The organism is Planctomicrobium stercoris (genome assembly GCF_051465655.1).
GTDB lineage: Bacteria > Planctomycetota > Planctomycetia > Planctomycetales > Planctomycetaceae > Planctomicrobium.
This window is the reverse complement of sequence record NZ_CP195791.1, coordinates 4,908,823-4,935,023: the sequence shown is the minus strand read 5'-3', so window position 1 is coordinate 4,935,023 and position 26,201 is coordinate 4,908,823. Positions and strand designations below refer to the sequence as shown.

Genomic DNA, 26,201 nt, shown 5'->3' with positions numbered 1-26,201 from the left:
TGAAGACCGGTGCAGTGTAAAGGTGGAGAGGCTGTCGAAACAGGGTACGGAACGCACAAGAATGAATGGAAATCCAGAGAAGCGGGAAGAATGAGACCTTTGCGACCCGTCAGGGAAATGCCCGCGCCCTGTCATATTCAGTCTCCGATTGCTCGCCGCTCGCGTCAAGTCCGCGGGCGAGGTGCGTCCCGATGAATCGCCTGCGCAATCAATGACGCGGAGCATTCGCATACACCCTACTGGGCAGCGGCAAGCCAGGCAGCGGCGAAATGCGTTTTCACATCAACGAGTTTGCCGGATCGTTCCGCCCGCTTCAGCCAGGCGGCGACCTTGGAGACCGGCACGACGTGGACCTGGATATCCTCGCCGTCGACCCCGCCACCGTTTCCCACCTTGCGAGCCCCTTTACCGAGATAATACGAGAGCGTTTCCGTTGCCATCCCGGGTGAGGTTGGACCGGAAGCGATTCGCTTCAGCTTCCGAACGGAATACCCCGTTTCTTCGACCAGCTCACGGTGGGCTGCGAGTTCTTCGAGTTCGTCCTCGAAGCCCGGTTCGTCACCTACCAGTCCGGCAGGGACCTCGATGACCTGCTTCTTCAGCGGGAATCGGTACTGTTCGGTCAGGATCAGCTCGTTGTTCCGAGTTAAAGCGATAATCGCAACGGCACGGATTCCCCGCGTGCGGTCCACGTACTCCCAATGCCCTTCTTTCACCAGCGTCAGGTATTTTCCCTTTGCCAGGATCTCACGATGCGGTTGAGTCATGGTCATCTCGGTAGGGTCCGCTGTGCGGACCATGATCAGGGGGCACTTTGAGAAAGCGGTCCGCACAGCGGACCCTACAGAAGTGCCTCAATCGTCAAGTTGAATGCCGTAGTCCCCCAGCGTGTCGAGAAAATGTGCCGTTGTCGTGAAAACTTCTGCATTCAGGCCGAACGTCCGGCCTTTGTCGATATAAGTGGAAATGTCATCGATATACAGGCATTCCTCCGGGCGGCAGCCAATTTCCTTTAAAGCCGCCAGGTAAATTCCGTCTTCGGGTTTCACCGATCCCACTTCGTAAGAAAGGACCAGGTGATCGAACAGATCCAGCACGTCCCAGTGCTCGCGGATGAAATTGACGTGGCTGATGCAGGTGTTCGACAGCAAGACCAGTCGCATTCCCCGCTTCTTCAACGCAGCCAGCACGGGGACAATCGTGGAATTCAATTCGAAGATATCTCCCGTGGCACGGACGAGGTCCGGCAGGCTGATTCGACACTGGAAGAGTTCTTCCAGCCGGGCATGCAGTTGACTTTCATCAATGAGCCCCCGTTCAAACTCCCATTGCAATGAAGAGTCCAGCAGGTGCTGACGGACATCCGCAGCGGAGCGCCCACAGACTTCTCCGATCTGAACGCACATCCGCTCATGGGAAAAGAAGACCAGGACGTTCCCCATGTCGGAAAGAAGCGTCTTGAGCGGAAGGGCGTGCGGCTGGTGCATGGATTACATTCCTCGAACGTCGTTGTTCCTGCGAGGAGAATGAATCCGGGGTGAGGGTGTCAACAGCACTTCGGGTTGCAAGTGAGTTTGACCGGTTCTGCATCATCACTTACCGTGATACAGGGGAACCCGGTTGCCAACGATCCGGCGGGGCTTCCGGATTGACCCCCTTGAAATTCCCGATAGACGACCGCTGCTTCGAACCCCGGGGCCCAGATCGATGCCATCAGACTACGATGATCAAGACCCCGGACAGCCGCTCACGATGCGGAGTCGGGACTGGCCCTGCCTGCGGCAATTCTGCGTCTTCATGGAGAATCGCGTCGGCTGTCTGCACGAGATGCTCAAGCAGATCGAACGTCATGACCTGCGGATCGTCGCCATCAGCATCATGGACACGATCGACTTTTCGGTCGTCCGGGTCATTGTTGATGACGCTGACCGGGTTCGCGAAATCCTGAAGCTCTCCAGCTTCACGTTTATCGAGAATGACATTCTCGGCGTCGAACTTCCGGACGAGCCGGACCCGTATGGAACCATCTTCCGGACGCTGATGACCGCCGAAATGAATATCGCCTACACCTACCCGCTGCTCTATCGCAGAGCACGCCGCGGGGCGATTGCGATTTATGTGGAAGACGTCGATTCCGCCCGCCAGGTCCTGCTCGACCACGGCCAGCACCTCATCGCCGAAAAAGACCTGCAGGCCGATGAGTTCTACTGAGTCGCGGATATTCCAATCCATCAAATAGAAACGCTGAGAACGCCAAGGACGCAGAGTCGATTTGAGATATTCTCAAAGATCTCTGCGAACTCAGCGTTCTCTGCGTTTCAGATTTTTGCTCTGCCCCGTTGAAACGCCGGTTTGCACTACGGCAGTTCGACCACTTTCAGCGTGATCGGGCCTTTGTCTTTCTGGATCAGCACGACTGCGTGCTTGTCGTCCAGCTTGTCCATCTGCACGGTGCCGGCGAGCGATTCGATTGTTTCGTAGGCCTGCCCGGAAGTCTTTCCGTCCGGGATCGGGCTGGTAATTCCCTCATCCCGTTCGATGTTCTCCGTGCTGACTTTCATCACTCCACGGGCACTGTTGGACAGCAGCAGGAAATCCTTGTCGCCCACTTTGTAAGAGATCATGTCCAGTGGCTGATTGCGGTTCCCCAGCTCGGCCACTGTCGTTCCCTGGACCTTTTCCGGCTGTTTGCTTTCAGCAGCCAGTTTGGTCAGCGGAAACTTGACCAGCGGAGTGCAGACAAAGCCGGCCAGAAGATTCGGCTCGCCATTGACGATGAACGGGACGAAGGTCCGGATCGGAGCGTAATCTTCTGATCGGCCGTGAGCCCCATGATAGAATTCGAGAGACGTTCCCTGGTCGACATCCTGGAACGGAAACTTTAGCGACCAGACATTCGAAGCGGCCTTGTCGTTGCTCAGGCCAGCCACTACCAGTTGACCTTCGACGAAAGCCAGATCCGTGATGGCACTGCCGCGATTGTTCCGCTTGCGGTTGCCGACCATGATGTCTTTATCTTCGGCCGCGTTCGGGAGCGCCACGCTGGAGAACGGAATTCCGGAAAGTTCCAGTTCGGTCAGACCCGGTTTGCCACCTTCCAGTTTGAAAATGCGGGGGGCTTTTCCCTCCACCTGAGCCGCAATGAAGACATTCTTCGTTTCCGGATTGACGGCCAGATCGGTGATCTTCACGACGTCGAAAGTGGTGTCGAGCGCTTTGGCGATCTGCTGGTCAACCCCCTCGAGCGTCTCCGGGAGGGAACCTTCGGACTTGGCGTCGCTGGTTTCCACAGCGTAAATCGTCGCCCCCTGGGCATCTCCGATGAACAGAATGCCATCAGGACCGAAGGCGAGGGCACTGGCCGTCTGGGGTTCCGGGTTTCCGGGTTTGAGACCGTAGATGTTTTCAGCTTGAAGCTGGGTGGCCAGCAGTCCAGCGACGAACGCCGCCAGAGAAATGGTTGAAAACCGCATCTGCATCCCCTCTGTCGTGAAAAATTGGTTGACTCAGCACGTCAACCTGATGGTACCCCGGCCGGTTTCCGTTCCTCAAGGATTCTGTTGCTGGCATCCCCAGGATTTTGCAGATCCAGTGCCGTCACGGCAGCCAGATGCCAACCCGAGAAGACAGAAAGATTGCATGGATTGGGAATTGCTTAGTCATTCGCGGCGCGCGATTGCAAACGATCACGTGACATCGTCAATATGACCGGCCATGGAGATTGCTTCGGTTCTGTACATTGCTCTGGCTGCGGCTCTTGTGCTGGTCAATTTTGTCTGGCATGCAAGATTCCAGAAGATGCTGCGCACTCAGAAGCCGCGGAAATCGGTGTCGGCATCGTCACCTCGCGCGCTGGTCGTGCTCACGCTGCGGGGAGCGGATCCGTTTCTGGAACGAACGCTCGCAAAACTTGCCCAACAGTCGTATCAGAACTTCGCCCTGCGGATCATCATCGACAGCGAGCGTGACCTCGCCTGGACCGCGGTCAATCAGTTTCTTCGACTGGAACACCGTCCTCAGACTGATGTGCAGATTCTCAATCGGCGTCTGGAGACCTGCAGCCTGAAGGCGAGTGCCTTGCTGCAGGCCATGTCTCATCTGGATTGCGAATATCATGCAGTCGCCCAGATTGATGCGGACGCTGTCCCGTATTCCGAGTGGTTGCAGGACATGCTCTCTCCGTTGGAGGATCCTCAGGTGGGAGTTGTCAGCGGGCTGCGCTGGTATGTCCCTTCGAACTGCAACTGGGCGACCCGACTCAGGCAGATCTGGGGCTCGTCTGCGATGGTGCAGATGTTCGCGTGTGGAATGGCCTGGGGGGGATCGATGGCCGTCTCTCGCAAGTTTCTGGAATCGAGCGATCTGCTGGATCGCTGGACCCGCTGTCTGGCGGAAGATATGACCGTCAACGATGCTCTGAAATCGACCGGTTCCCGTCTCGAATTCGTGCCTGCCGTGCTCAGCAACCACGAAGAGACGAGTCTCCCGTCCTGCTTCGAGTTCATTCGCCGTCAGATTTTTCAGGCTCGGTGGCAGAATCCGAACTGGTGGCTGGTCTCCGCAAATACCTGGCTGTTGATTCTTTCTTCAGCGATCGGGGCGACTTCGATTGCGATGGCTGCTGTGCAGGGAGACTCTCCATGGCTGGCAACCCTGGTGGGCATGTTGGCGATCTATGTTTTGATCTACCTGTATTCTTTGAATACCACCGAATCACTGATCCGGAAACGCCTTCATGAACAAGGGGAAACCGCGGACCGGGTGGGCGCCTGGCTGGCCATCGGACTGGGGCCGACCGCGCTGCTCTTCATCGTCTGTTACCTTTCGGCCTGTCTGATCAGACGTGTGACCTGGCGAGGAGTCGACTACGAAGTTCGTGGGGTCAATCAATTTCGAATGCTGCGCGACTCAGCACGTTCTCCGGTAGCAGAGACCGACCTGCTGAAGTCGAGGGTTCCAGGCGGATTCGCTTCGTAAATCACATTTTGCAGGATCGTCCCGTTCGTCGGCAGTTTTGAGTTCACAGACGGACGGAACCCGATGCGGGGACCTGCGAGGCAAGTTGCAGTTCTTTCAGAAGCATCTCAATGGCGGAACCGTCCACGGGACGGGTACGGTCACCAGCGACGCACGCTGCGGAGCGGACAGCAATGACGTCCCCTCCCAGTTGGCACAACGAGTGGAGATCAGAAATCCGCACCTTCCCTGCGAGAACCGTGAGTAACCCCGAAAACTGAATCTCGTTCAGGTAGCTCTTTAACTTCGAAGGGGAGATCCAGTCCAGCAAGGATCCTCCGGACTTGTCGAACGTGTCAAAGAGGACTCCCGCGCAGCCCTGCTCAATGGCGGCCTCAATGATGCGTTCCACAGAAGGGGACCCCGCAGGCTGTTCATCTGCATATGCGACGGCAATTCGTCCCGGAAGGGGGTGAGCAGAACTGGCCCGATCGAGAATCTGCTCCCAAGTGGACCGCCACACTGATTTCCAGTCCCGCGAGTCCTTCAGCCCCGCCAGCCCGAGCTTGATGTAACTGAGCGGAGGGATTTCCTGCGGGAGGTCCTCGACTTGGAAGTCTCTGACTTCCCCCCACGCTGCACTGACAATCGGGAGCGGATCTCGCTTGCGGACATTCTCCAGAATCTGCAGGATTTCCTTATTCTCTGCTTTCCCTAAAGACCCTGCTTGCGGTTCTTTGACGTCGATGATGTCCGCCCCTGCAGCAACCGCGGACAGGGCCTCCGCAGCGTTTCGGACGCTGACGAGAAGTCGCGGAGTGCCGGGGCGCATGGTCATTTCGTGAAATTCCGGTCGGACGGAGGTTCGGGTCGCGTCAGACGATATCGTCGTAAGGTTCTGTTTGGCAAGTGGTTTCGGACAATCTGTCGAGAAGTTGGAAGACTCGAATTTACACGTTCGCGGGCATCTGTTATCACCCCCGCCGCAATCACCAACTTGAATGAAGTCACAAACTTGATTCAAGTTTTATCTCTCAGTGTCTCTCAGCAACACAGGACTCGTTATGTCGTCACGGATGGACGACCCGAGCGCGAAGGGCGCACGGCGTTTACGGTTGCTCTTTGTCGATGATGAAGCTCCGATCCGCATGGTTATGGGGAAAGAGCTTCAGCGGATCGGCCATGATGTCACCATCGTGGACGGCGGAAAAGCCGCCATCGCTGCACTTTCGGAAAGCGCTTTCGACGCCGTGATCGTCGACCTGAAAATGCCGGAAGTCGATGGCTGGGCAGTCATTGAGCATATCAAGAAGTCCGGAGCCGAGACCGACATCATCATCAGCACCGGTCATGGCGGGGTCGATGACGCCATCCGTGCCCTGCGGCTGGGAGCGTATGACTTCCTCCGCAAACCGTACAAGATTGTCGAAATCGACAGCGTTCTGAATCGGGTCGCTGAGAAGCGGACACTCACCAATCGTGCACTGGCCCTCGAAAGCGAACTGGCCAACGTCCGGGGCAAGACCGACCTGATCGGCGAAACCCCGGGCATGCAGCGGGTGAAAACTCTCGTCTCCCGGATCGCTCCGACGGATTCCAGCGTCCTGATTCTGGGGGAAACCGGAACCGGGAAGGAACTGGTTGCCCGCAGCATTCACGAAAGCAGCCAGCGAGCCAAAATGCCGTTTGTGGCTGTCAACTGCGGCGCACTCCCTGAGAATCTCGTGGAAAGCGAACTGTTCGGCCACAAGAAGGGGGCGTTCACCGGAGCGGACACTCCGCGCAAGGGTCTCATCGAAGTCGCTAACGGCGGAACCCTCTTCCTCGATGAGTTGGGTGAGCTCGATAAGTCAATGCAGGTGAAGCTGTTGCGTTTTCTGGAGTCCGGCGAAGTCCGTCGGGTCGGCGAGAATGACGCATTCAACGTCGACGTTCGCGTCGTCTGTGCGACCAACCGGAACCTCGAAGACATGGTCAACGAGGGGACATTCCGCGAAGACCTTTACTTCCGGGTGAATACATTTGAGATCCGGCTTCCTCCGCTGCGGGAGCGTAAGGACGATATCCCTGCACTCGCCAGATTCCTGGCGGCCCGGCAGATGAAGCGAGCCAGCGTCCCGGAAAACTTCCTGGCTCCGGAAACGATCGAGCTGCTTCGGTCGCATGAGTGGTCGGGGAACGTCCGCGAGCTGGCCAATGCTGTCGAACACGCATTGATCCTCTCTGACGGCAAGGTGATTCAGCCGGAAGACCTCCCGACGAGCGTCTCCCGCAGGCCGACCGCCGGGAACAAGCCGTTCCAGATCTCCAACTTTGCTTACCAGATGACTCTCAAGGAAATCGAGATGGAAGTCATCCTCCAGACGATGGAGAAGCACCACGGGGACAAGCCTCGAACCGCGGAAGAACTCGGAATCGCGCTGAAGACGCTGTACAACAAGCTGAACCAGCACCATTCCGGGGATCAGGTGAAGGCAGCGTGAATGGGTTGCCCATTCGTTTAGCTGCACACTTGAAGTGTGCAGCTAAACGGTCGATGTCACGCCCACCCGTTCGTCGATCCACTCCGGGTCGACAAACCGCCGCAGGTGCCAGCGTAATGCGTGGTCCATCCGGGTTTCCGTAACAGTCCGGGATTCAACCGGCATCTGCAGGTTCCACTCGAAACCATTGGGACCCAGGCGGCTGCTCCAGTTTTCTTTCTCAGCGATCTGATTGATCCGCTCCTGTATGCGGATCGACCAGACAATCCCGAAGGTGTCCCGAAAGTCGAACCACAATCGATCGTAGGGAGATTCTTCAGTCCCTTCGCGGAGCCCTTGCCGGATCGCGAAACCGATCCCGCTCACCAGCACCATCCCGGCAGCAACTCGCATCATGGCTGCCGTCGGGGGTGGGACTTGCCAGAACGTCGTGAGGGGAGCCAGACAAAGTGCGACTGCCAGACCGGCAAGAACTGCCGGTAGCGAGTAGCGGGTCCCCAGGTAGTTGCCGACCCCCATAACCGTGACCAGACCGAAGCCGATGCAGACCGGAGCCTGGATTCTCAACGGGGGAATACTCGGCCAGTTGGAGAAGACGGTCAGGCCCGGCCAGCCCAGAACAGCGATGAGTGGAAGAATAATGAACCAGCTCCAGACGCGGGTGGCGGGTCGACGCGCACCCAGCACCGCAATCAACGGGCAAAGAGTCAGGATGGCGGTCCACAGCCAGGCCTGATCCATCAGAGGGGAGCCGGGGCTCGACGCGGCGGCTGCGGTGCTTGAGAGAAACCAGGCAAACTGTGCGGCCTGTCCCCAGCGCCAGGCGGGAGTCAGGGATGTCTGGGTCACTGGGTTTCCCAGTGTCAGTGTCGCCAGAAGACTCAGGGCCAGAAGTGTGGCGACGGCAATCTGGGACAGAAAGAGAAGGGTCATAGAGGGACAAATGTTGATGGATGAGCGTGCCAAATCCAGAGATTAGCGAAAACTTCACTCCGGATGAACCGCCGGGAGGCGTCAAGGCCGTCACAAACGGAACAGGTGGACCGACTCCCGGGTCGGGGGAGTTTTTTCGAGCGGGCGAACTGATCTGCAATCGGAAGAACGCCGAATTCTTTGGGCAGGTGGACCCAAACATTCGTGGTGACTGACGAACTTCAAGAGTACCGAGATCAACTCAAGACCGGTCAGACGAAGTTCGTAATACTCAACCCCCGGGAAGAAGTCGAGGAGATTCAAGATGAAATTGACGACCCTGTGCGCTGCTCTGGTGATCGCTGCTAGTGTCAATGTTGCAAGTGCCGGACTGTTCCGTCACCACAACAACGACTGCTGTGCACCAGAAGCTACCTGCTGTGCTCCTGCTGCTAGCTGTGCCGCTCCTTGCGGACCGACTTGCGGTGCCCCATGTGCTCCGGCTTGTGCCGCTCCTGCATGTGCTCCAGCTTGTGCTGCTCCTGCATGTGCTCCGGCCTGTGCCGCTCCGGCTTGTGCTCCTGCTTGTGCCGCTCCTTGCGGTGAAGCTGCTTGTGCACCGGCTTGTGCCGCTCCTTGTGCTCCTTCTTGCTGTGCTCCGGCTCCGTCTGATTGCTGCTGCCCCACCACTCACTGCGGTGGACGCAAGCACAAGCTGGCTGGCTGGTTCAAAGGCCTGAAGAAGCACGGCTGCCACAAGTGCGATGATTACTGCGACGCTGGCAACGCATGTGCTCCCACCTGCGGTGCTCCGACCTGCGGTGCTCCTTGCGGTGCTTGCAACTAATTTGAAAACGGAACCGACCTGATCGCCGAGTTCTCCCCGACTCAAACGTGACGGTCAACATTCCGAGAAATCTGGACGCCGAACTCACCTGGGTTCGGCGTCCTTTTTTTATTGGTTGCGAGTCGTCAGCATTCACTCATTCCAAGAATATCTGCGACCAAGGACATGGCCCGCCACTGACAGCTGAAAGCTCCGTGTTATGCGTTCCAACTCTCTGCTTCCCTGGCTGCGACTGGCACGACTTCCGGCGGTCTTCACCGCACTGGCCGATATCTGCGTCGGCTTTCTTCTGACCCACTCCCGCTGGGATCCATTTGCCGAGTTTCTCCTGCTGCTGGCATCGAGTGCCGCCCTGTATTTGTCCGGAATGGTCTTTAACGACGTCTTTGATCTGCGCCAGGATCAGCTGGAACGTCCACAGCGGCCGATCCCCTCGGGGGCAGTCAGCTGGAATGGGGCCGTTGGGTTTGGATCTGTGTTGATGCTCTCCGGGATGGCATTCGCCGGAATGGCGGGAGTGACGAGTTTGGTCACTGCTCTGATGCTGGCTGCTGCCATTCTGCTGTATGACGGCGTTTTGAAGCATACCCCCGCGGGACCGGTGATGATGGGAAGCTGCCGGTTCTTCAATATTCTGCTGGGGGCCAGCAGTGCTGCTGAGAGCGTCCCCGAGATCTTTGGTCAGCCCCAGCTGTACGTGGCAATTGCGATGGGAATCTATGTGACGGGAGTCACGTGGTTCGCTCGGTCTGAAGCGCGCGTCAGCCGCCGTCAGTCACTCGTCGGGGGACTCGCCCTGATCGATCTGGGCCTGATCCTGCTGGCGTTGTGGATGCTCGATGTTCCCAGGAAAGTCGGAATCGACCTGGGACCAGTCGGCACTGCCGATTCGACGTCAACACTGCTGCTCTGGGGGGTGATTGCGTTCTCTTTGAACCGAAGGGCATTGATTGCCGTCGCCGATCCGGTCCCCGCCCGCGTTCAACCGACAATCGGGTCACTGCTGCTCTCGATCACCACGATCGACGCCATGATGATCTACTTCCGGATCGGTCCATCCGGACTGCTCTTTACGCTTTGCACGCTGACACTCATCGCCCCGGCGATCCTGCTGCGGCGCTGGATCTCCATGACGTAGCGAGTCTATCGATCACTTCAGATCTGATCAGACCGCTTCAATGATCACAGCGCTGGCCTGTCCCGGTCGCGTGAAATTGATGTTCAGGAATTTCTTGTTGCTCGTGGCGAGCGGCTTCCCCTGAACCAGCGGGAGTCCGAGTTCCGGATCGGGCTCGTCGCAGTTGACGGTCGGCGGGATCACTCCCTGCGAGAGTGAGAGCAGAGAACCAACGATTTCGAAGAAGCCGGTGGCAGCTCCTGCGTTGCCGAAGTGTCCCTTCAGAGCCGTGACCGGAATCTTGTGATCACCGATCAGCTCACGCAACGCTGCTGCTTCTTCCACGTCTTCTTTCGGCCCCGCCAGACCATGGGCGTTGATGTGGCCGATATCGGAGATGTTCAGTTTCGCTCGGCGAAGTGCCGAGTTGACAGCGTTCTTCACTGCCTGACGAATGTCCGGAGTCCCATCCGGAGAGGCCACGCAGGAGGAACTCCCGCTGATCAGATAGCCGTAGATTGTCGCACCACGGGCCTTCGCGTGTCCTTCTTCTTCCAGCACGAAGCAGCCGGCCCCTTCGGAGGCGACCTGTCCGCGCCGGTTCTTGTCGAACGGCTTGGAGCTCTTGCTGGGATCGGCTTCATCATAGCCGAGCGGATCACACAGCCGGGCATGAATGGCACGCACAGGATGAATCCGGGTTCCGGTTCCGCCGACGATCATGACGTCGGCAGCATCCCGTTCGAGGATGTTCAGGGCTTCGGTCAGTGCCACACCAGGGCTCGCTTCATCCAGCGTGACTGAGTTGTTCGGCCCGCGGGAATCTGTGCTGATCGCAATGTGACACGCCGGCATGTTCGGCAGGTACTTGAGCATCCAGAGCGGTTCCATCGCTCCCAGACCTGTTGTGCCCCACTCGGAGAAAGTGAACTTTCCGGCTTCGTCTTTACAGGCCTTTGCGGCGTCAGCCATGGAATCCGGGGAGAAGAACATCAGGTTGGCACCGTACTCCACGCCGATCCGTTCACGGCTGATTTCTTCTGGATTCAGTCGTGCATCTTCGATGGCCTGCAATGCGACAGCCGTTCCCAGCTGGGTCTCCCGACTCATCACCTTGATGCTCTTACGGACCGCTTTCAGGTAGGTCTTTTTCGCAGACTCTTCGTTGAAGCCTTTGACCTCTCCTCCGATTCCTCCCGGGGTGGCGGTGCAGTGATAGTGCTCCATGGAGCCAATGCCCGAACGGCCTGCCTGCAGGTTCTCAAAAAACTCCTGCCGCCCGATTCCGATGGGCGAAAAGACACCGATGCCAGTGATCGCAATTTTGCGCTGATTCGCTGCTGCACTCATATTTTTTACGCTGTTCCTGAGAATCGCTGGATTCATCCTGGAGACGCAGATTCTTCCACGAGCCTGCCCCAGTTTCGAATTCGGACGACGAAACTGACCTCCGTCCCGGCGCCTGACCAGAACCACGGACGAAGTCTCTATAAGCCCCGCGTCGCCTGCACTTTCGGCGCCGAGGCTGAAAAGTCCTATCTTATACAGATCGTTCTATTCTGACGAGGCGAACTGCGATCTGCAAAGTGTTCGGGAAAGTTGCCGGAAATGAATCCCTGGCCAGTCACCGGAAATCGCCGGTTTGGGGTCTAATCTGGTCTATAACCTGTTATGTGGGAGATGTTTGCGTTTCGTTTGCAGGCGTGGTCTTCGCTTGTTGCGATCAGGTACTTCAGCCGTCCCGCAGGCGGGGATCGGTTGCTTCCTGTAAGCCTTCGCCGATCAGGTTGTAGGAGAGGACCGTAAAAAAGATCGCGAGTCCGGGGAACAGGATCAGCCACCAGTTCTGATAATTCGCCTGTCCTGAACGCAAGAGCTGACCCCAGCTCGGGTTGGGAGGGGGCGCTCCGAAGCCGATGTAGCTGAGCGCCGTCTCGATCAAAATGGCAGCTGCAATCCCGAACGTGATCGGGACGAGCACCGGAGCGAGTGAATTCGGGAGCAGATACCGGAAGATAATTCGAAAAGAACCGGCCCCCAGCACCCTCGCTGCGGAGACGTAATCCAGCGATTTCTGTTTGAGAAATTCTCCCCGGATCAGCCGGGCAATTCCGGTCCAGCCGGTTGCTCCGATCACGACCATCATGTGCATCATGCTTGGAACTTCGATCACAGCAATGAGAGCCAGAATCAGAATCAGCGTCGGGACACACATCACCACTTCAATCAGCCGGCTGAGGACGATGTCGATCCATCCGCCGTAGTAGCCGGCCAGTGAGCCGAAGGTGATGCCGATCGCTGCAGCAATTCCCATCGAGACGACGCCGACCAGAAGAGCGGTTCGGGTGCCGTGGACCATCTGGGCAAAGACGTCGAAGCCACGCGAGTCCGTGCCGAACCAGTTCTGCCAGCTCGGGCCTTTGCTTTGCGGGTTGGCGGGCCGACCGGGCCATTCGTCTTCCGTCACTGCGCGAGCGGGATCGTTGTACTGCAGGGGCCAGACGGCCCAGCTCTGCGGGTCCTGCTCTTTGAGGATCTTCGGGTAGCGTTTGAAAAACGGGCTCCCGGCGAAGGTCGCTTCCCAGCGCGGGCTGAAGTAGCCCATGCACGGGAAATAGATCTGCCCCTTGTACCGGCAGACCAGCGGTTTGGTTCCGACGATCGCTGGGGAGAAGATGGCCACGACTGTGAGGAAGGCCACAAATGCCAGGGCCATCATCGGCAGTCGGCGCCGGCGAAAACGCCGCCACGACTCCGCCCAGAAGCCGGGGGATTTCGGCAGGACTCTCGGAAGCGGAGGCGTCTGGTTCATGCGAAGGGATACGATGTCACGATGGGAAACCGGTCAGTGATCCAGACGGATGCGGGGATCGACCAGTGCGTAAAGGATATCTGCGAGCAGCTGGGCTGCCAGAGTCAGAACAGAGAACATGAGCGTCAGTCCCATCACCGTCGGGTAGTCCCGTTCGGTAATCGATTCGAAGAACTGTCGCCCCATCCCCGGCCAGGTGAAAATCTGTTCGACGATGACCGATCCGCTGAGGAGACCGGGCAGCGTCAGGCCGATCAGCGTCACCAGCGGGATCAGCGTGTTTCGAAAGGCATGTTTGCCGATCACAGAAACCGGTCCCAGTCCCTTCGCACGGGCGGTCCGGATGTAATCCTGTCGCAGCACTTCCTGCATGTTCGCCCGGATGAAGCGGGCGTCATAAGCCAGACCGCCATACGTGAAGACGGTGACGGGGAGAAGTGCGTGGGTAAAGATGTCCCACGTTTTCCCCAGCAGGCTCAGACTTTCGTAGTTGTCGCCCACCATCCCGAAGAGCGGCAGCCATCTGAGATGGACCGCAAACAGGAGCTGAAGAAACAACGCCGCGACAAACGATGGGAACGAATACAGCATGTACAGACCGGTACTCAGCACACGTTCATCCGTTTTGCCGTCGCGGGCACTGCAATACAGGCCGAGCGGAATCGCCAGCAGATAGCTGAGGATCAATGAAGGGATCGACAGCAGCAGGGTGGGGCCGATGCGATCTCCGATGATCTTGGTCACCGGCTGCTTGCGGGAAAACGATCTTCCCAGATCCCCTTTGAACACGTTCGTGATCCACTTGGCGTAAGCCTGTGGCCAGGGCTTGTCGAGACCGTAAATGACGTTGAGCTGTTTCAGTCGTTCCGGTGACATCTGCTTGCTGGGGTCCGTCTCCGCCATATTCACCGTCAGCGGTGTTCCCGGCATGCTGCGAATCAGGCCGTAGATCACAAATGTGATCAACAGCAGCGTCAGCGAGCCTATCGCCAGTCGACGAATGAGATACGTCAGCATAGAACCAGCCAGGTTTCAAAAACGGTTACGGTCATCAACGCGAACTGCAGGTTGCCCGGCAGAGCGATTCACAGCGTTCAGGGGGTGGCTGTCGTCCAGATGGCGTCAAAGCCGGGACTGTAGCTGAACGGTCCTCGCGGGCTGAACATATACCCTCGAAGCTGCTTGTTGAAGCCGAAGAACCCGCTCCGGTAGTACAGCCAGGTGTAAGGCTGATCGTCCCAGAGAATCTGATCGATTTCGCGGTAATATTCGGCTCGCTTGGACTGGTCGAGTTCATGCAATGCCTGCGCGAACAGCTCGTCCACTTTCTTGTTGGAGTAGCCGCAGTAGTTGCGGCTTTCATCGGTCTTCCACAGGTTTTCCGTGGTTGAGGGATCTGCTCCTGTTCCCCAGCCGCCGAACATGGCCTGGAACTTGTGTTCCTGTGCCCGCTGCTGCATCACGGTGAATTCGGTCGGCTGCACGTTGCAGGTGATTCCCAGCCGGCTCAGGCTTTCCGCGAGTGACGTACAGATATCGATACGCAGCTGTTCATTGGCGCACATGATCTGGAATTCGAACTTGACCAGCTGGCCGTTGATCTTCTTGTCCCGGATTCCGTCGCCATCGGAGTCTGTCCATCCGGCTTCGTTCAGGAGTTGTTCAGCTTTGGCGAGATCCTGATGATAGGGCGTTCTGGGTTTGAGCGGCGCTGCCCAGTTGCCTTCAGGAAACTCGCCCGTCGCCTGTTCATAGAGTCCGTAGCACAGCGTGTTCAGAATCTGGTTGTAGTTCGTGGCATAGGACATTGCCTGACGAACTTTGACATCGCTGAACAATGGGGTCTTCATGTTCCAGCCGAAGTAGTAGTACACCCACTGGACGCCGCGAACCTTGGTGTTCCGCTTGTAGAAGGCATCATCGTTGGTCTGCTCGACCCACTGACGTGGCTGGAATTCCATTTCGTCCAGTTGGCCGTCATTCAGAGCCAGCCGAGCTGTGGTCGAATCTTCGATGACACGGAAGCGGATCTGCTTGTAGTAGGGCTTGGCTCGCACCTGCTTGCCGTTCTGCATGTACCACTCTTCACGGCGTTCGAGCAGAATCTCCTGCCCTTTGACCCGCTTGGTCACTTTGTACGGGCCCCCGACGACAGGATTCTGTTCGTACTTCTGGTGGTAGTCGGAGTCGGTCAGTGTGGGGTCGTCGGCAATGGATTTCTCGTAAATGTGCTTCGGGATGATCGGGAAGCTGCAGTTCCAGACGTTCGTCGCCAGAGACTCTTTGTGGAAGATGACGAAGGTGTAGTCATCGTAGGCCTGAACCCAGCGGACCTTGTCCATACCCGTGCGAGCGGCGGGAATAGGGATTTCCGGATTCATGAGAGTCTGAAATGAAAACATCACGTCATGGGCGGTGATCGGCTTTCCGTCCGACCAGACCAGGTCTTTCCGCATGACAATCTTATCGTAGAGCTTGTTTTCACTCGTCTGCCACGAGACCACGGTGTCCTTCGGGGCAAAGGGGTCCATTTTCCAGTCGATGCTGAAGAATCCAACTCCTGTAGGGCCGAGAACGTCGGCGTCGGACGTCGAACTCTGCATGAACGGATTCGTCGAATTGATATCTCCCCCCAGATGGCGTTTGATCTCCGCATCGAAATTGACATCGGAGTCCGCTGCGGGCGGTCGGCTCAACGCGCTGAGGATCTTGTCGTTGTCCTCGGTTGAGTTATTGCGAAGTTTGAGTGCCTCCTGCACGCTGACCAGTTCCGGCTCGGAAGCCTTCAGCTCCCGGTACGCGTCCATGGCGTCGATGACGGGTTGATCCTGCCAGTTCGCTTCCGCGTCCAGTTCGGCAAGCGTCGGCGGGTCGAAGGGCTCGATCCCAGGGTGTGTGCCGTCTGCACCCGTTCCCGAACTGGATGAACTCGATCCGGAAGGGCATCCCGCAGCCAACAGGGCCAGCAGCAGAACAGAGCCAAAAACGCGGCTGCTTCGATAATCCTTCATCAGGGCATCATCCTCTTCGGGGCCAGTGCGACTTGCCTATCGGCAGATCACAGTTTGCCCGGCAGCGACTGACGATTCCTGGATCGAAAACCACGCTGCGCGAGCCCTGCTTCGAGTGATCTGCGGAGAACAGGCGGCGAGACGTTCGCCGATTCTGGCAAACCGGCATGAGCAGGGCAAGGGGGAAGGCCATTGAAGGCGGCTGCCGGGAAGCGTCAGCTCTCCGTGGTCAGGGGGGGCTTCGAACTTTCCTCGGGGGAGACGGGCTGCTGCGGCGCATTCTGAGCAATCGAGACCGGCAGGGCGAACTGCGAATCCACTCCGTTCTGCCGGGCAACGCGAGCCTGCTTGCGTCCTGCGGATTCCAGAATCGACACCACCACCAACAACGAGAGCTCAATCGAAATCACCAGCCATGCAGCGGACCAGGTATTTACATGATAAAGGAGGATCGCCCCGAGCCCGGTGGCCAGTGTGGTGAAGTGGACCGTGAGCACAGCATTGCGACGGCTCAGGCCCAGATCGGTCAGACGGTGGGAGAAATGGTTTCGGTCCGGCTGAAACGGACTCTTCCCATTCGCCAGCCGGATCCCCACGACGGTCAGGAAGTCATACAGCGGAATCGCCAGAATAAACAGCGGTGCGAGCAGCACGTGCGGCTCTTTAAAGGATTCCTCGTAGAACGTTCCCAGCACTGTCATCGTCGCGAGCATCAGTCCGATGAATGTACTTCCGGCATCCCCCATGAAAATCCTGGCCGGTGTCCAGTTGTGGTACAGGAAGCCGCCGATCGAGCCTGCGAGAATCAACAGGCATCCCCCCACAAGCCATCGCGGCTCACTGGTGAGCTGCAGCATGATCCAGGCGAACAGCAGCGAAGCAATGAGTCCGATCCCGGCACACAGGCCATCCATGTTGTCAAGAAAATTCAGGGAGTTGATCAGCACGACCATCCAGAAGACCGTCAGAACCATGCCGACCCAGGGGGCCGAGATCAGCACGGAACCTCGAATTCCACTGCTGACCAGAGCAATCGCCAGCAGGAACTGAATGGACAACCGGACCCGCCAGGACAGGCCGAACCGGTCATCGAGCAGTCCCATGGCCATCAATAACGACGCGGCTGCAATGACGGCCCACAGCTGGGAGGACCGGTACAGAACGCCGGGGATATGAACACGGATCGACTCCGGGAGAAACGCCTGATCCAAAGGAGAGGCATAGAGCACCGAGGCGGCCAGCTGTGCCAGCAGCAGGGGAATCACCACCCCCAGATAGATGGCAATTCCTCCCCCCATGGGGGTGGGGGTCGTATGGACCTTGCGGGAATTCGGCTGATCGACCAATCCCAAGCGGGGTGCCCAGTATCGCATGACCCAGGTCATGCACCAGGAAATGACGAACGCGGGAACCAGGCAGGCGCCAACAAACCAGATCATGCCGCACTCCGGGATGCAGAACGGGTCCGGAATGAAAAAGACCTCGCTCCGCGGCAATTGCAGGGACGTGAATGTCTCACACTCTGAAGAGTCCCGCGTCCGAATGCCAGCGAACCCGGGGTTCGACAGATCGAGTGAAGGGGACGGCCGGCGAAAATCGGCGGGATTAGAGCGAATCTCACCGCAGTGTGGCGTTCCGGCGGCGATCAACACAGCTTTCGAACGACAAATCTCCCCGAATCGCCGCCACACTCCCCTGAGACAGGGATTAAAACGAAGAAGCGTTGCCGGAGAAGGATCCGGCAACGCTTCGTGTTCACAGCTAGAGCGGTTTTGCAAATAATCTATTACGTTCCGCAGGCGATCATATGGACTTTCATGCGGTGAAAATCCTGAATCGCCTGCACATGATAGACCAAACTAGTCTAGACTTGCGGAAGTTCGGCTCAGGACGAGGCGCTGGCCGCCTGATCGCCCGGCTTCTGGGGGGCGCGTTCCCGCTGAATCGCTTCGTAAACTTCCTGACGGTGTACTGGAATTTCGGTCGGGGCCTGAATCCCCAGGCGAACCTTGTCGCCGCGAATGTCCACAATGGTGACGACAATGTTGTCGCCGATCATGATACTTTCATCTCGATGACGCGAGAGCACGAGCATCTTCCTGACTCCTCGTTGGAGCTCGTTCAACCTCGACCAAAGGGAACGGCTCGCAGTGGCGTTTGTAAATTGGTGGATTCCTCTTCGTGGCAGGGCCAATTTCAAATGCCTCCTGCGACACCTAAGGAATCGGCAATTTGGCAGTTTCGAGAAGACAGGAAGAGTGAAGGTCTTGGGGGATCCGGCAAGCTGGCGGTGAGTGTTCCGGCTGTACCGGTTCTTCGGCTATCAGTAATCTTCTTCAAGCCCGTACTCACATGGCGAGCCGGAGGTGTCGGCCTCCGGATGCTTGACGAAACAGGGGACTGACGTCCCCCGCTCACCAACAGGAGAAACCGACCAGCAAAAAATCTGTGCAGATTTCCGCCATTTTTACTGGGCAGCGGTCGGCTGTGCGAGCTCTGAGGAAATCTTCTGCAGGCGAGCCAGTCGAGCCTCTTCCACAGCCAGCTGTGCTTGAGCAGCTGCAATCGCTGCATTGGCAGCGTCGATTCCCTTTTGCTCTTCTTCCGTTGGCTTGGCAGCAGCGGCCAGTTTTTCAGCTGCCGCCTGAGCCTCTGACGCCCCCTTGGCAGCGGCCTGTTCGTTCTGAACCGCAGCTGTCAGTTCGGCCTGAACTTCTTCGAGTGTCTTGCGGGCGGTCTCCATCCCCTTTCCGGCCGCTTCCATCGTCGTGTTCGCGGCGGTCATCTGTTCACGGGCCGTCTGGACGACTTTGGTCATTGCTTCGAATTCAGTCTTTGCAGCAGCCAGCTGCTTTTCCACTTCGGCCATTTTGGCCTGAGCTGCATCCAGTTGGACCTTTGCCTGATTCATGGCCTCGAGCGCGACTTTGGCTGCTTCCTGGCGATCGGCGACCGCCTTTTTGACCGCTTCATCGGACTCCAGCAGAGGCTTTTCTGCTTCGGTCGGCTCTGCAGCCTTGGCTGCTTCCTGGGACTTGGCAGTCAGATCGGTGAGTGCAGTTGCAGCCACCTGTCGAGCCTGAGTCACTTCAGCCAACGCGTCGGTCGGTCCCTTCATGGCAGCCTGGGCGGCATTGGCTTTTTCCGTGTGCTGCTGCAGCTGCGTGTTGAGCAGAGCAACGGCTGCCTGTGTTTCTTTCAGGGTCCCTTCTGCAGCGACCATGGCAGCCTGCTTGGCCTTCACAGCTTCTTCCGCCTGCTGCTTTTTGGCGAGCGCCTGCTTGGAATTTTCTGCGGCTTTGGCAGCGAGTGCCGCCCCTTCTTCGGCCTTCTTCTGACGTTCTGCAATCCCCTTCTGGAGGTTTGCCAGATTCGTCTGGTGGCCGTTCAGCTGACCCTTCAACTGCTCAAGACCGGCCGTCACCTGGGCCAGCTGCTTCTTGACCGAAGGAGGATTGGTGTTGATCGATCCGAGCTGGGCTCCGTCCTCTGCGTTCCACAGAGTGATTTGCCCTGTCCAGTCACCGGTGAGAATCCGCTTGGTTTCCGCATCGAAAGCGACTTCCATGGCGATGTCCGCCACTGCGGGGAGGTCTCGAATTTTTGCGCCGTCACCCTTCCAGTACCGGGTGACACGGTCACGGCCGGTGGAAACAAGATCGCCATCGCGGGTGTACTCCAGTGAAGTCGCGCCGCCCCCATGGGCGTCCCAGGACTTCACCAGTCCACCGTTCTGCATTTCCCAGAGTTTGATGGTCCCGTCTTCGCTGGCGGAAGCGACAACGTTACTGTCCGGACGCCAGCTGACATCGGAAATCCCCGCCTTGTGCCCCTGCAGGTCGTAGAAGAGTTCGCCGGTGCCCGATTCCCAGACGATCAGTCCGTTGCTCCGGTCTCCGGAGGCCAGCAGCACGCCATCGGGGCTGAATTCAATGGCGGTGATCCAGTCGGTGTGCTTCTTGTTTTCGAAGAGCAGTTCTCCGGTTTCCACGGAGTAAACCCGCAGCATCTTCTTGGGGCCTCCCAGGGCGATCAAAGTCTGATCGGAACTGATGTCCGCAGCCAGGACTTCATCGTATTCATCACCGAGTTCGACCTTACGTTCCCCCGTGCGAACGTCGTACACGACGACCCGTCCGCTCTCGCCGCCTCGTCCTCCACCGACCAGGAGAAGAGACCCGTTGCGGCTGAATTTGGCGATCTGAGCGCGCCCCTCGGGGAAGGGCAGAACTCCCAGGAGGTCAAGGGTTTTTGAATCGTAGATGCCGATCTGTTTGTAACCGGAGACAGCTGCCAGCGATGCCCACGGACTGACTGCCAGCGCCGTGACGGCATTGACGTGCGACGGTTCGTAAGCAGGGTCGCCCAGATACCGCTCGGGCATTGCGACTTCCGCAGGACGGGCTGTCGACACTTCAATCTTGGCCAGCGACGGCTTCTTCTTCATGGCCGCTTTGCTGCCGGAGTTTTCAAGCGCGCCCAGGTTGATCCACTTCTCGATGACGGCCAGTTGCTCAGCGGGAAGTTTGTCCGCGTTGGGCGGCATCTTCGGTTCGCTGGCGTGTGTGATCAGGCTGAAGAGATAGCTGTTGCCGGCGTCTCCCGCTTCGATGGATGTGCCCGATGAGCCCCCCAGCATCATGGCTGAGTAGTTATCGAGAACCAGTCCTCCCTTTTTGTCGTTCGCGTTGTGGCACGAGCCGCATTTCGAACGGAAGATCGGCAGGACATCATCGACGAACGTGACCTTCTCGGCCGGCGGGGCGTCGGGTTTCTGATCTTCGGCATAAACCCAGTTATGGCCTGCAGCGAACAGAAGTGTGCTGAAAAGTAGAGTTCGTCGCATGGTGTCAGGTGGGGTAAGGCGGAGGGCCAGGGAATGAGCGGGCAGTGGTGTTCGGGGGGGAACGCATCAGTGGGTCACCCGGCCTGCGTTCATTCACATCAGGCCGGGCGAGCTTCCAGGATCAGTGGTTGAACAGGAATTCACGTGAATTCAACAAGGCCCAGTAGATGTCTTCCAGCCCTTGCTGCCGACGGCTCTCGTCCGAGACCAGCGGGGTCAGGTTATCAATCTCGGTCTGGGTCGGATGTCGAGTCAGGCAGGCCACATACAGGCGATCGACAATCTCCATCGGAGCAAGATTCTGTTCCTGAAGTTTCTTGAGCATCTCGCCGCTCCGCATCTTCCCGTCGACAGTATCACCGTTCATCAGGTGCAGAGCCTGGGAGAGTGTGGGCTCCATACGGACTTCGCACGAGCAGGCTGTCTCCCGGGTGGCGCGTCCGAAAGTCTGCAGGAAGTAGGTTGAGGTTCGACCGTCGTTGATCTGCACGGCACGGGCCCCGACAGGCAGTTTCGCAAAGTCATCCTTCGTGCCGGTGACCTGGCTGATGATGTCCAGCATCGACTCGGCCTTGATGCGGCGGATGGTCTGATGTGCGAAGTTTCGCTCATCAGTCATATTGCTCTCGTTGCGACGAGTCGTCCGCTGATACGTCTTCGACAGACAGATGTCCCGCACCAGCTTCTTGAAGTCGTACTGGTACGCTGTGAAGTTGCTGGCGAGGGCATCCAGCAGTTCTGGATTCGATGGAGGATTGGAGATTCGCACATCGTCGAACGGCTCCACGATTCCGATTCCGAAGAAGTGATGCCAGACGCGGTTGCTGAAGTTGCGTGCGAAGAACGGGTTGTCCGGAGAAGCCAGCCATTCCGCGAGGACCACACGACGGTCCTTGCCGGTCAGGTCGGGACGGTCCCCGCCCAGGAATTTGGGGATCGACTTCTGGCCGGTGACGGGGTGATTGATCTCGCCGCCGCCGCTGTTGAAGATGATCACTTCACGCAGGTCTTCGCTGGGCTTGCGACCGATCTGGGCCACGAAGGCTGCGAAGTCGTAGTAGTCGTTCTGAGTCCAGCGGTCAAACGGGTGATTGTGGCACTGGGCACATTGAATCCGCATCCCCATGAAGATCTGGGCGATGTTTTCAGAGACTTTCAGCTTGTCCTTTTCCAGCTCGTAGAAGTTGGTTGCGGGTGAAGCGAACGTTCCTCCGGACGAGCCGAGGATGGTGCGAACCATTTGATCCATCGGCACGTTGTTGGCGATCTGGTCGACCAGCCACTGCGAGTACAGAACGATCGACTTCTCGGGGATCTGACCTTCACCCCCCGACCGCATCATCAGCCATTCCGCCCACTTGGCCACCCACATTTCTGTGAATTCCTTGCGGCCGAGCAGTTCGTCGATTTTCTTGGTGCGCTTGTCGGGATCTGTGTCGGCCATGAAGGCGGTGAACTCTTCGTAGTCGGGCAGCAGTCCTACGAGGTCAATTGAAGCGCGACGCAGGAACTCTTCGTCGCTGCAGATTTCCGAAGGATTGACCCGGATCTTCTTCAGCTTCGAAGCGACCAGCTCATCGATGTAGTTGGCGGGCTCTTCGGGAATCTGTTCGTACTGCAGGCCTTTCGGGAGCGCGAGGAACTGAGACCCCTGCGTGTGCACGTCGAAGCGAGCCATCACAAAGGCTTCGCCACGTTCACCAGCGGTGACCAGTCCGTTTTCGTCGATCTTGGCCGAGGTATCGTTGCTGGAGAAGAACGAGGCCAGCGACGTGACGTCACGGGTTGTGTTGTCGGAGTAGGTCGCGATCACGACCATCTGCTGAGTTTCGCCAGCTCCATCCATCACTGCCTGTGAGGGATACAGACTGATGGAAGTACAGGTGGCCTGTTCCGGAGGATCCAGAGGAGCGTTGTTGGAGATCCATTCCAGGATGGACTTGTTCAGCGGAGAGTCCATTTCGAACCGCTTGCCCCCCGTGTGAGGAACTGCTCCGATGGACTTCTCGACCAGCAGACTGGCTTCAGGCACAGCCAGATCGATACGACGGCCGAGCTGTTCGCGAGTCAGACGGAAATGGTCGCCATCCGGATCGTAACCGAACAGGGAGAGCCGGAACCCGTCTTTGCCTCGAGCGGCTCCGTGACAGCTTCCGGTGTTGCAGCCGGCTTTCATGAAGACCGGCATGACATCGAGCTTGAAGCTGATGGGGCGGTCCACTTGTGCCTTCTCGACCAGGACGGGGACCTGCTGACTTTTGCCGTCTACGGTGACGTTCAGTTGAGTCTGACCGTCAGCAACGGGGAAGATCTGATTTCCTTCGCGGCGGACGAGCGATTCGTTGTCAAACTTCCATTCCGCACGAGACGAAAGATCGCGGGTGATTCCGTCGTCGTACACACCCTGCACCACGACTCCCTGACGGGCTCGCTGAGTGGAGAGCCGGACTTCTTTGGGGAAGACCCGGAGTTCGACGAGTTCAGCGGCGCCGACAGACTGTGCGGTCCAGCTGGCGAGCAGACACAAGGCGAGGATTCGTTTCATGGAAGGATCAATTTTTTGGATGGTAGGATCGAACGCAATTTTGAGGTGGGCCGCGTTCGATCGAAATTACTGGCCGGCAGCTTTCTGCTGTTGTTTCAAACGCAGTTGCTCCAGGCGTGAAAGCGGTTTGGGGGGTGCTTCAGCCTGAGCGACAGGAGCTTCCGGCATCGGGGTTGGCATCGGAGGCGTGGGCTCTGGATTCTTCGGAGGAGGAGCCGGCTTGTCGACCCGCAAACGGCCGTTCCCCAGATTATGCAGGACGACAGTTCCGTTTTCCGGCACTTCCACGCGGCACTGCACGTTCTGGGACATTCCGGGGGGAGTGTCCTCAGCTGCCTTGATGGTGAACATGAACTCGGCGGTGTCTTTGGTGAGCTTCATTTTTTCCGCAGTGGCGTTCGCGGGAAGTCCGACAAGTTCAGCGATGGCTTCACCTTCGAAGTCTTTGTTCTTGGTGACCTTGATCAGGTACGGGGTTTCCTTGCCTTGCTCGACGGCCCCTTGTGCGAATTCAAAATTGATATAGCGATCTTCGACTCGGAGGGGGACCAGCGGGGTCACGTACTCGTAATCACCGCCGGCATACTTCGCCATGCAGCGGACGGCAATCATGTTTTCACGGACAGCAGCGCCGTCTGACGCATTGACTGCCATGTCCGCTTCGTTGGCTCCCTTGGCGATGACCACCGAACCGTTTGAAGTCACGCCGGGGGGATTCTGAAGCATGACCAGACGAATCTCTTCATCCCAGCCCTCTGCCTTCTCGCAGCGGATCTTCAGGTTCATGTTCCCATTCTTAACGACCGGAACGGCAGGAGTTTCGATCCAGCATTTGAATGGAGCCTTCTCAATCACGACGACCGGCATGCGGTTCATGCGTTCTTCCCAGACCCGGTCGTTGTTCCGAGCCCGGATCATGAGCACATCCTGGCGAAGCGGTCCGGAGATCTTGCGATCCGGCTGCTTGGGGTCATCGAGGAAGGCTTCGATCTTCGAGAACTTGCCTCCCAGAGGAGCGGTCTCATCGGCATAGAACACCACGGTCGCCGAGCCGTCTTCCCGCCAGTTGGCCGGGCATTCCATCCGCACGCCGGGAGGCAGGTCTTCGCTGCGGAAGTTGACCGGGCCGCCAAAATCACCTCGCTGCACGTTGGCAACGATTCCGATTCCGCCCCCCTGCGGGATGACGATCTGCGATTGCACGTAGCGGGCGAATTCGGTCGGCTCTGCATGCAGCCTGGGTTGCGGGAGCGTGACTTCAACGCGATAGGTGTAAGTCGGACTTCCGTTGCCCAGGTGGTCGTTGACCATCAAGGCGTATTCGCCATCTTCCGGAAACTTGAATTTCAGGGCGGAGTCGGGTCGACGAGCGTCATCGTCGCTGGCGAGTCGGGCACCGTCGCGAATTCGGAAAATCGTCAACACAGGGTCGAGTCCCGAGCGGATGCGCCGGGCATACACTTCGAACTGGAACTCCTGATCTTTCTGTGCGGTGAACTTGAAGAAGTCCTGATCTCCCTTTTCGGAGATGACCCCGTTGAAGGCCCCCGGAACTGAACCTGCGGTTGCAGTCGCGAGATCATTGTTCGGTTCCTGCTCAATGAAGTTGTCGATGTCCGAGAGCAGGAAGGGGAGGCGGGATGGAGTGATTCCATGATCATCCTGAAGGTCGAGCCCAAAGCCGTCTTCCGGAATTTCGGCAGGCAGGGTCACTTGGCGCGTGACGGTCCCGGAGACATCGCCCAGGAACGTGACGTCCAGAGTCTGCCCGGGCCGCCCCCCTGCAGGCAGCACCGCCACAGGGCGTGGGAAGTTTCCAACATGCAGCAGATAATGGGCATTATTGTCGCCGTTGTAGGACGCGTCCCGCACCTGCAGGTAATACTTCCCGTCTTCGGGGGCGATGATGGACACAACGGCGTCGTTCCAGACCAGGGGGGAATCGTCACTGACGGCCAGTTCGAATCGATCGGAGTTGAGAATCGCCAGATACGGGTCGAAGTAGTTCGTGCCGTCTGACATTCCGAATCGCATTCCGAAAATCTCTGCGGAGATGCGTTCTCCCTTTTTGGCTTCGATCTGATAGTAATCGACGTCCTCGGGAGTGATCTTTCCGGCCACTGAAGAGTTGTTCGGGATGACCTGAGGTGAGCTGAATTCTGTATTCGGCTCGACTTCCTCGACAATCGGGAAGGCGCCGACATGGAAGTTGACGAGTTCAGACATCCCGGTTTTGGTGCGGACCCGCATTCTCTGAGTGCCCAGCCTGCACTGCGGGTCGATCTTCAGGCGAACCTTAATCCGGTCGCCGCGCTTCTTCCGTTCTTCTTCCTGGATCACTTCGAAATGCGTGACTTCCATTCCGGAGTCGTAAAGCAGCAGCTCTTCGGCATCGTCCAGACGATCCCCTTTCAGGATGACGTCAACTTCCGTGCCACGCTGTCCGCCGATGGGCTCTGTCCGATTGAATCGCGGATTGGCAGCTTCTGCGGCCGGGCAGAAGAGAAAGCCAGCGGCGCAACAGACAAGCACGAAAGAAAGCAAACGCATCGTCCCACCCCAGAATTCAATTCAGTTCATGGGAGCTGCACTGGCAACCGAACCCGGCAGCCAGTGCGCTCAGACCAGACCTCGATTCGTCGAGCGCCCCACTCGACGTCACGACCCGCGAT

General features: G+C 58.0%; 18 protein-coding genes. 4 read left to right on the top strand and 14 right to left on the bottom strand.

The genetic code is table 11. The annotated features are described in order from the left end of the window. Positions 1 to 236: 236 nt before the first annotated feature. On the bottom strand, positions 237 to 767 hold the full coding sequence (locus tag SH661x_RS19860; RefSeq protein WP_437225229.1) for an NUDIX hydrolase: 531 nt from the start codon (positions 765 to 767) through the stop codon (positions 237 to 239). Between the two features lie 87 nt (positions 768 to 854). Further along, a complete protein-coding gene (locus SH661x_RS19855; RefSeq protein ID WP_437225227.1) occupies positions 855 to 1,487 on the bottom strand; it encodes an HAD family hydrolase in 633 nt (210 codons plus the stop codon). 220 nt (positions 1,488 to 1,707) lie between these two features. Here SH661x_RS19855 and SH661x_RS19850 point away from each other — a divergent pair, with 220 nt between their 5' ends. Next, on the top strand, positions 1,708 to 2,211 hold the full coding sequence (locus SH661x_RS19850) for an acetolactate synthase (RefSeq protein ID WP_437225224.1): 504 nt from the start codon (positions 1,708 to 1,710) through the stop codon (positions 2,209 to 2,211). 146 nt (positions 2,212 to 2,357) lie between these two features. Here the strand turns inward: SH661x_RS19850 and SH661x_RS19845 are convergent, their stop codons facing one another. Next, positions 2,358 to 3,473 carry a hypothetical protein gene (locus SH661x_RS19845; protein ID WP_437225222.1) on the bottom strand — a complete coding sequence of 372 codons (1,116 nt, stop codon included), beginning with the start codon at positions 3,471 to 3,473 and terminating at the stop codon, positions 2,358 to 2,360. A gap of 241 nt (positions 3,474 to 3,714) precedes the next feature. Between SH661x_RS19845 and SH661x_RS19840 the strand changes: the two genes are divergently transcribed. Beyond that, positions 3,715 to 4,977 carry a glycosyltransferase gene (locus tag SH661x_RS19840; RefSeq protein WP_437225219.1) on the top strand — a complete coding sequence of 421 codons (1,263 nt, stop codon included), beginning with the start codon at positions 3,715 to 3,717 and terminating at the stop codon, positions 4,975 to 4,977. A gap of 43 nt (positions 4,978 to 5,020) precedes the next feature. Here the strand turns inward: SH661x_RS19840 and SH661x_RS19835 are convergent, their stop codons facing one another. Continuing rightward, on the bottom strand, positions 5,021 to 5,794 hold the full coding sequence (locus tag SH661x_RS19835) for a (5-formylfuran-3-yl)methyl phosphate synthase (RefSeq protein WP_437225217.1): 774 nt from the start codon (positions 5,792 to 5,794) through the stop codon (positions 5,021 to 5,023). Positions 5,795 to 6,020: 226 nt separating this feature from the next. On the opposite strand from SH661x_RS19835, the gene SH661x_RS19830 reads away from it, so the two are divergent. Then, complete coding sequence (locus tag SH661x_RS19830; RefSeq protein WP_437225215.1) at positions 6,021 to 7,439, top strand: sigma-54-dependent transcriptional regulator; 1,419 nt, start codon at positions 6,021 to 6,023, stop codon at positions 7,437 to 7,439. A 42-nt stretch (positions 7,440 to 7,481) separates the two neighbouring features. Here the strand turns inward: SH661x_RS19830 and SH661x_RS19825 are convergent, their stop codons facing one another. Beyond that, the gene (locus SH661x_RS19825; RefSeq protein WP_437225214.1) at positions 7,482 to 8,372 is read right to left on the bottom strand and encodes a hypothetical protein; all 891 of its coding nucleotides are present in this window, start codon (positions 8,370 to 8,372) and stop codon (positions 7,482 to 7,484) included. 1,025 nt (positions 8,373 to 9,397) lie between these two features. Between SH661x_RS19825 and SH661x_RS19820 the strand changes: the two genes are divergently transcribed. Further along, the gene (locus tag SH661x_RS19820; RefSeq protein WP_437225212.1) at positions 9,398 to 10,336 is read left to right on the top strand and encodes a UbiA family prenyltransferase; all 939 of its coding nucleotides are present in this window, start codon (positions 9,398 to 9,400) and stop codon (positions 10,334 to 10,336) included. Between the two features lie 27 nt (positions 10,337 to 10,363). Here SH661x_RS19820 and SH661x_RS19815 read toward each other — a convergent pair whose 3' ends face one another. The 9 genes from SH661x_RS19815 to SH661x_RS19775 form a co-directional block, all read right to left on the bottom strand. After that, entirely contained in the window at positions 10,364 to 11,665 is a 1,302-nt protein-coding gene (locus SH661x_RS19815; protein WP_437225210.1) for a beta-ketoacyl-[acyl-carrier-protein] synthase family protein, read from the bottom strand. Between the two features lie 382 nt (positions 11,666 to 12,047). Then, on the bottom strand, positions 12,048 to 13,127 hold the full coding sequence (locus SH661x_RS19810) for an ABC transporter permease (protein ID WP_437225208.1): 1,080 nt from the start codon (positions 13,125 to 13,127) through the stop codon (positions 12,048 to 12,050). 33 nt (positions 13,128 to 13,160) lie between these two features. Next, a complete protein-coding gene (locus SH661x_RS19805) occupies positions 13,161 to 14,144 on the bottom strand; it encodes an ABC transporter permease (protein ID WP_437225205.1) in 984 nt (327 codons plus the stop codon). Between the two features lie 77 nt (positions 14,145 to 14,221). Further along, positions 14,222 to 16,138, bottom strand: coding sequence for an ABC transporter substrate-binding protein (locus SH661x_RS19800; protein ID WP_437225202.1), 1,917 nt, complete (start codon positions 16,136 to 16,138; stop codon positions 14,222 to 14,224). Between the two features lie 215 nt (positions 16,139 to 16,353). Further along, positions 16,354 to 17,577, bottom strand: a complete 1,224-nt coding sequence (locus tag SH661x_RS19795; RefSeq protein ID WP_437225199.1) for an MraY family glycosyltransferase — start codon at positions 17,575 to 17,577, stop codon at positions 16,354 to 16,356. A gap of 446 nt (positions 17,578 to 18,023) precedes the next feature. Continuing rightward, entirely contained in the window at positions 18,024 to 18,233 is a 210-nt protein-coding gene (gene csrA, locus SH661x_RS19790) for a carbon storage regulator CsrA (RefSeq protein ID WP_437225197.1), read from the bottom strand. 372 nt (positions 18,234 to 18,605) lie between these two features. Further along, positions 18,606 to 20,984 (bottom strand): c-type cytochrome domain-containing protein, encoded by a 2,379-nt coding sequence (locus SH661x_RS19785; RefSeq protein ID WP_437225195.1) that lies wholly within the window; start codon positions 20,982 to 20,984, stop codon positions 18,606 to 18,608. 121 nt (positions 20,985 to 21,105) lie between these two features. Beyond that, positions 21,106 to 23,529, bottom strand: a complete 2,424-nt coding sequence (locus tag SH661x_RS19780) for a DUF1553 domain-containing protein (RefSeq protein WP_437225192.1) — start codon at positions 23,527 to 23,529, stop codon at positions 21,106 to 21,108. A 66-nt stretch (positions 23,530 to 23,595) separates the two neighbouring features. After that, positions 23,596 to 26,079: a PPC domain-containing protein gene (locus tag SH661x_RS19775; RefSeq protein WP_437225190.1), complete on the bottom strand. Its 2,484-nt coding sequence runs from the start codon at positions 26,077 to 26,079 to the stop codon at positions 23,596 to 23,598. Between the last annotated feature and the right edge of the window lie 122 nt (positions 26,080 to 26,201).

What these genes read in the sequence shown, in the direction of transcription:
- SH661x_RS19860 (WP_437225229.1), bottom strand. Translation starts at nt 767, where the DNA reads ATGACTCAACCGCATCGTGAGATCCTGGCAAAGGGAAAATACCTGACG.
- SH661x_RS19855 (WP_437225227.1), bottom strand. Translation starts at nt 1,487, where the DNA reads ATGCACCAGCCGCACGCCCTTCCGCTCAAGACGCTTCTTTCCGACATG.
- SH661x_RS19850 (WP_437225224.1), top strand. Translation starts at nt 1,708, where the DNA reads ATGCCATCAGACTACGATGATCAAGACCCCGGACAGCCGCTCACGATG.
- SH661x_RS19845 (WP_437225222.1), bottom strand. Translation starts at nt 3,473, where the DNA reads ATGCGGTTTTCAACCATTTCTCTGGCGGCGTTCGTCGCTGGACTGCTG.
- SH661x_RS19840 (WP_437225219.1), top strand. Translation starts at nt 3,715, where the DNA reads ATGGAGATTGCTTCGGTTCTGTACATTGCTCTGGCTGCGGCTCTTGTG.
- SH661x_RS19835 (WP_437225217.1), bottom strand. Translation starts at nt 5,794, where the DNA reads ATGACCATGCGCCCCGGCACTCCGCGACTTCTCGTCAGCGTCCGAAAC.
- SH661x_RS19830 (WP_437225215.1), top strand. Translation starts at nt 6,021, where the DNA reads ATGTCGTCACGGATGGACGACCCGAGCGCGAAGGGCGCACGGCGTTTA.
- SH661x_RS19825 (WP_437225214.1), bottom strand. Translation starts at nt 8,372, where the DNA reads ATGACCCTTCTCTTTCTGTCCCAGATTGCCGTCGCCACACTTCTGGCC.
- SH661x_RS19820 (WP_437225212.1), top strand. Translation starts at nt 9,398, where the DNA reads ATGCGTTCCAACTCTCTGCTTCCCTGGCTGCGACTGGCACGACTTCCG.
- SH661x_RS19815 (WP_437225210.1), bottom strand. Translation starts at nt 11,665, where the DNA reads ATGAGTGCAGCAGCGAATCAGCGCAAAATTGCGATCACTGGCATCGGT.
- SH661x_RS19810 (WP_437225208.1), bottom strand. Translation starts at nt 13,127, where the DNA reads ATGAACCAGACGCCTCCGCTTCCGAGAGTCCTGCCGAAATCCCCCGGC.
- SH661x_RS19805 (WP_437225205.1), bottom strand. Translation starts at nt 14,144, where the DNA reads ATGCTGACGTATCTCATTCGTCGACTGGCGATAGGCTCGCTGACGCTG.
- SH661x_RS19800 (WP_437225202.1), bottom strand. Translation starts at nt 16,138, where the DNA reads ATGAAGGATTATCGAAGCAGCCGCGTTTTTGGCTCTGTTCTGCTGCTG.
- SH661x_RS19795 (WP_437225199.1), bottom strand. Translation starts at nt 17,577, where the DNA reads ATGATCTGGTTTGTTGGCGCCTGCCTGGTTCCCGCGTTCGTCATTTCC.
- csrA (WP_437225197.1), bottom strand. Translation starts at nt 18,233, where the DNA reads ATGCTCGTGCTCTCGCGTCATCGAGATGAAAGTATCATGATCGGCGAC.
- SH661x_RS19785 (WP_437225195.1), bottom strand. Translation starts at nt 20,984, where the DNA reads ATGCGACGAACTCTACTTTTCAGCACACTTCTGTTCGCTGCAGGCCAT.
- SH661x_RS19780 (WP_437225192.1), bottom strand. Translation starts at nt 23,529, where the DNA reads ATGAAACGAATCCTCGCCTTGTGTCTGCTCGCCAGCTGGACCGCACAG.
- SH661x_RS19775 (WP_437225190.1), bottom strand. Translation starts at nt 26,079, where the DNA reads ATGCGTTTGCTTTCTTTCGTGCTTGTCTGTTGCGCCGCTGGCTTTCTC.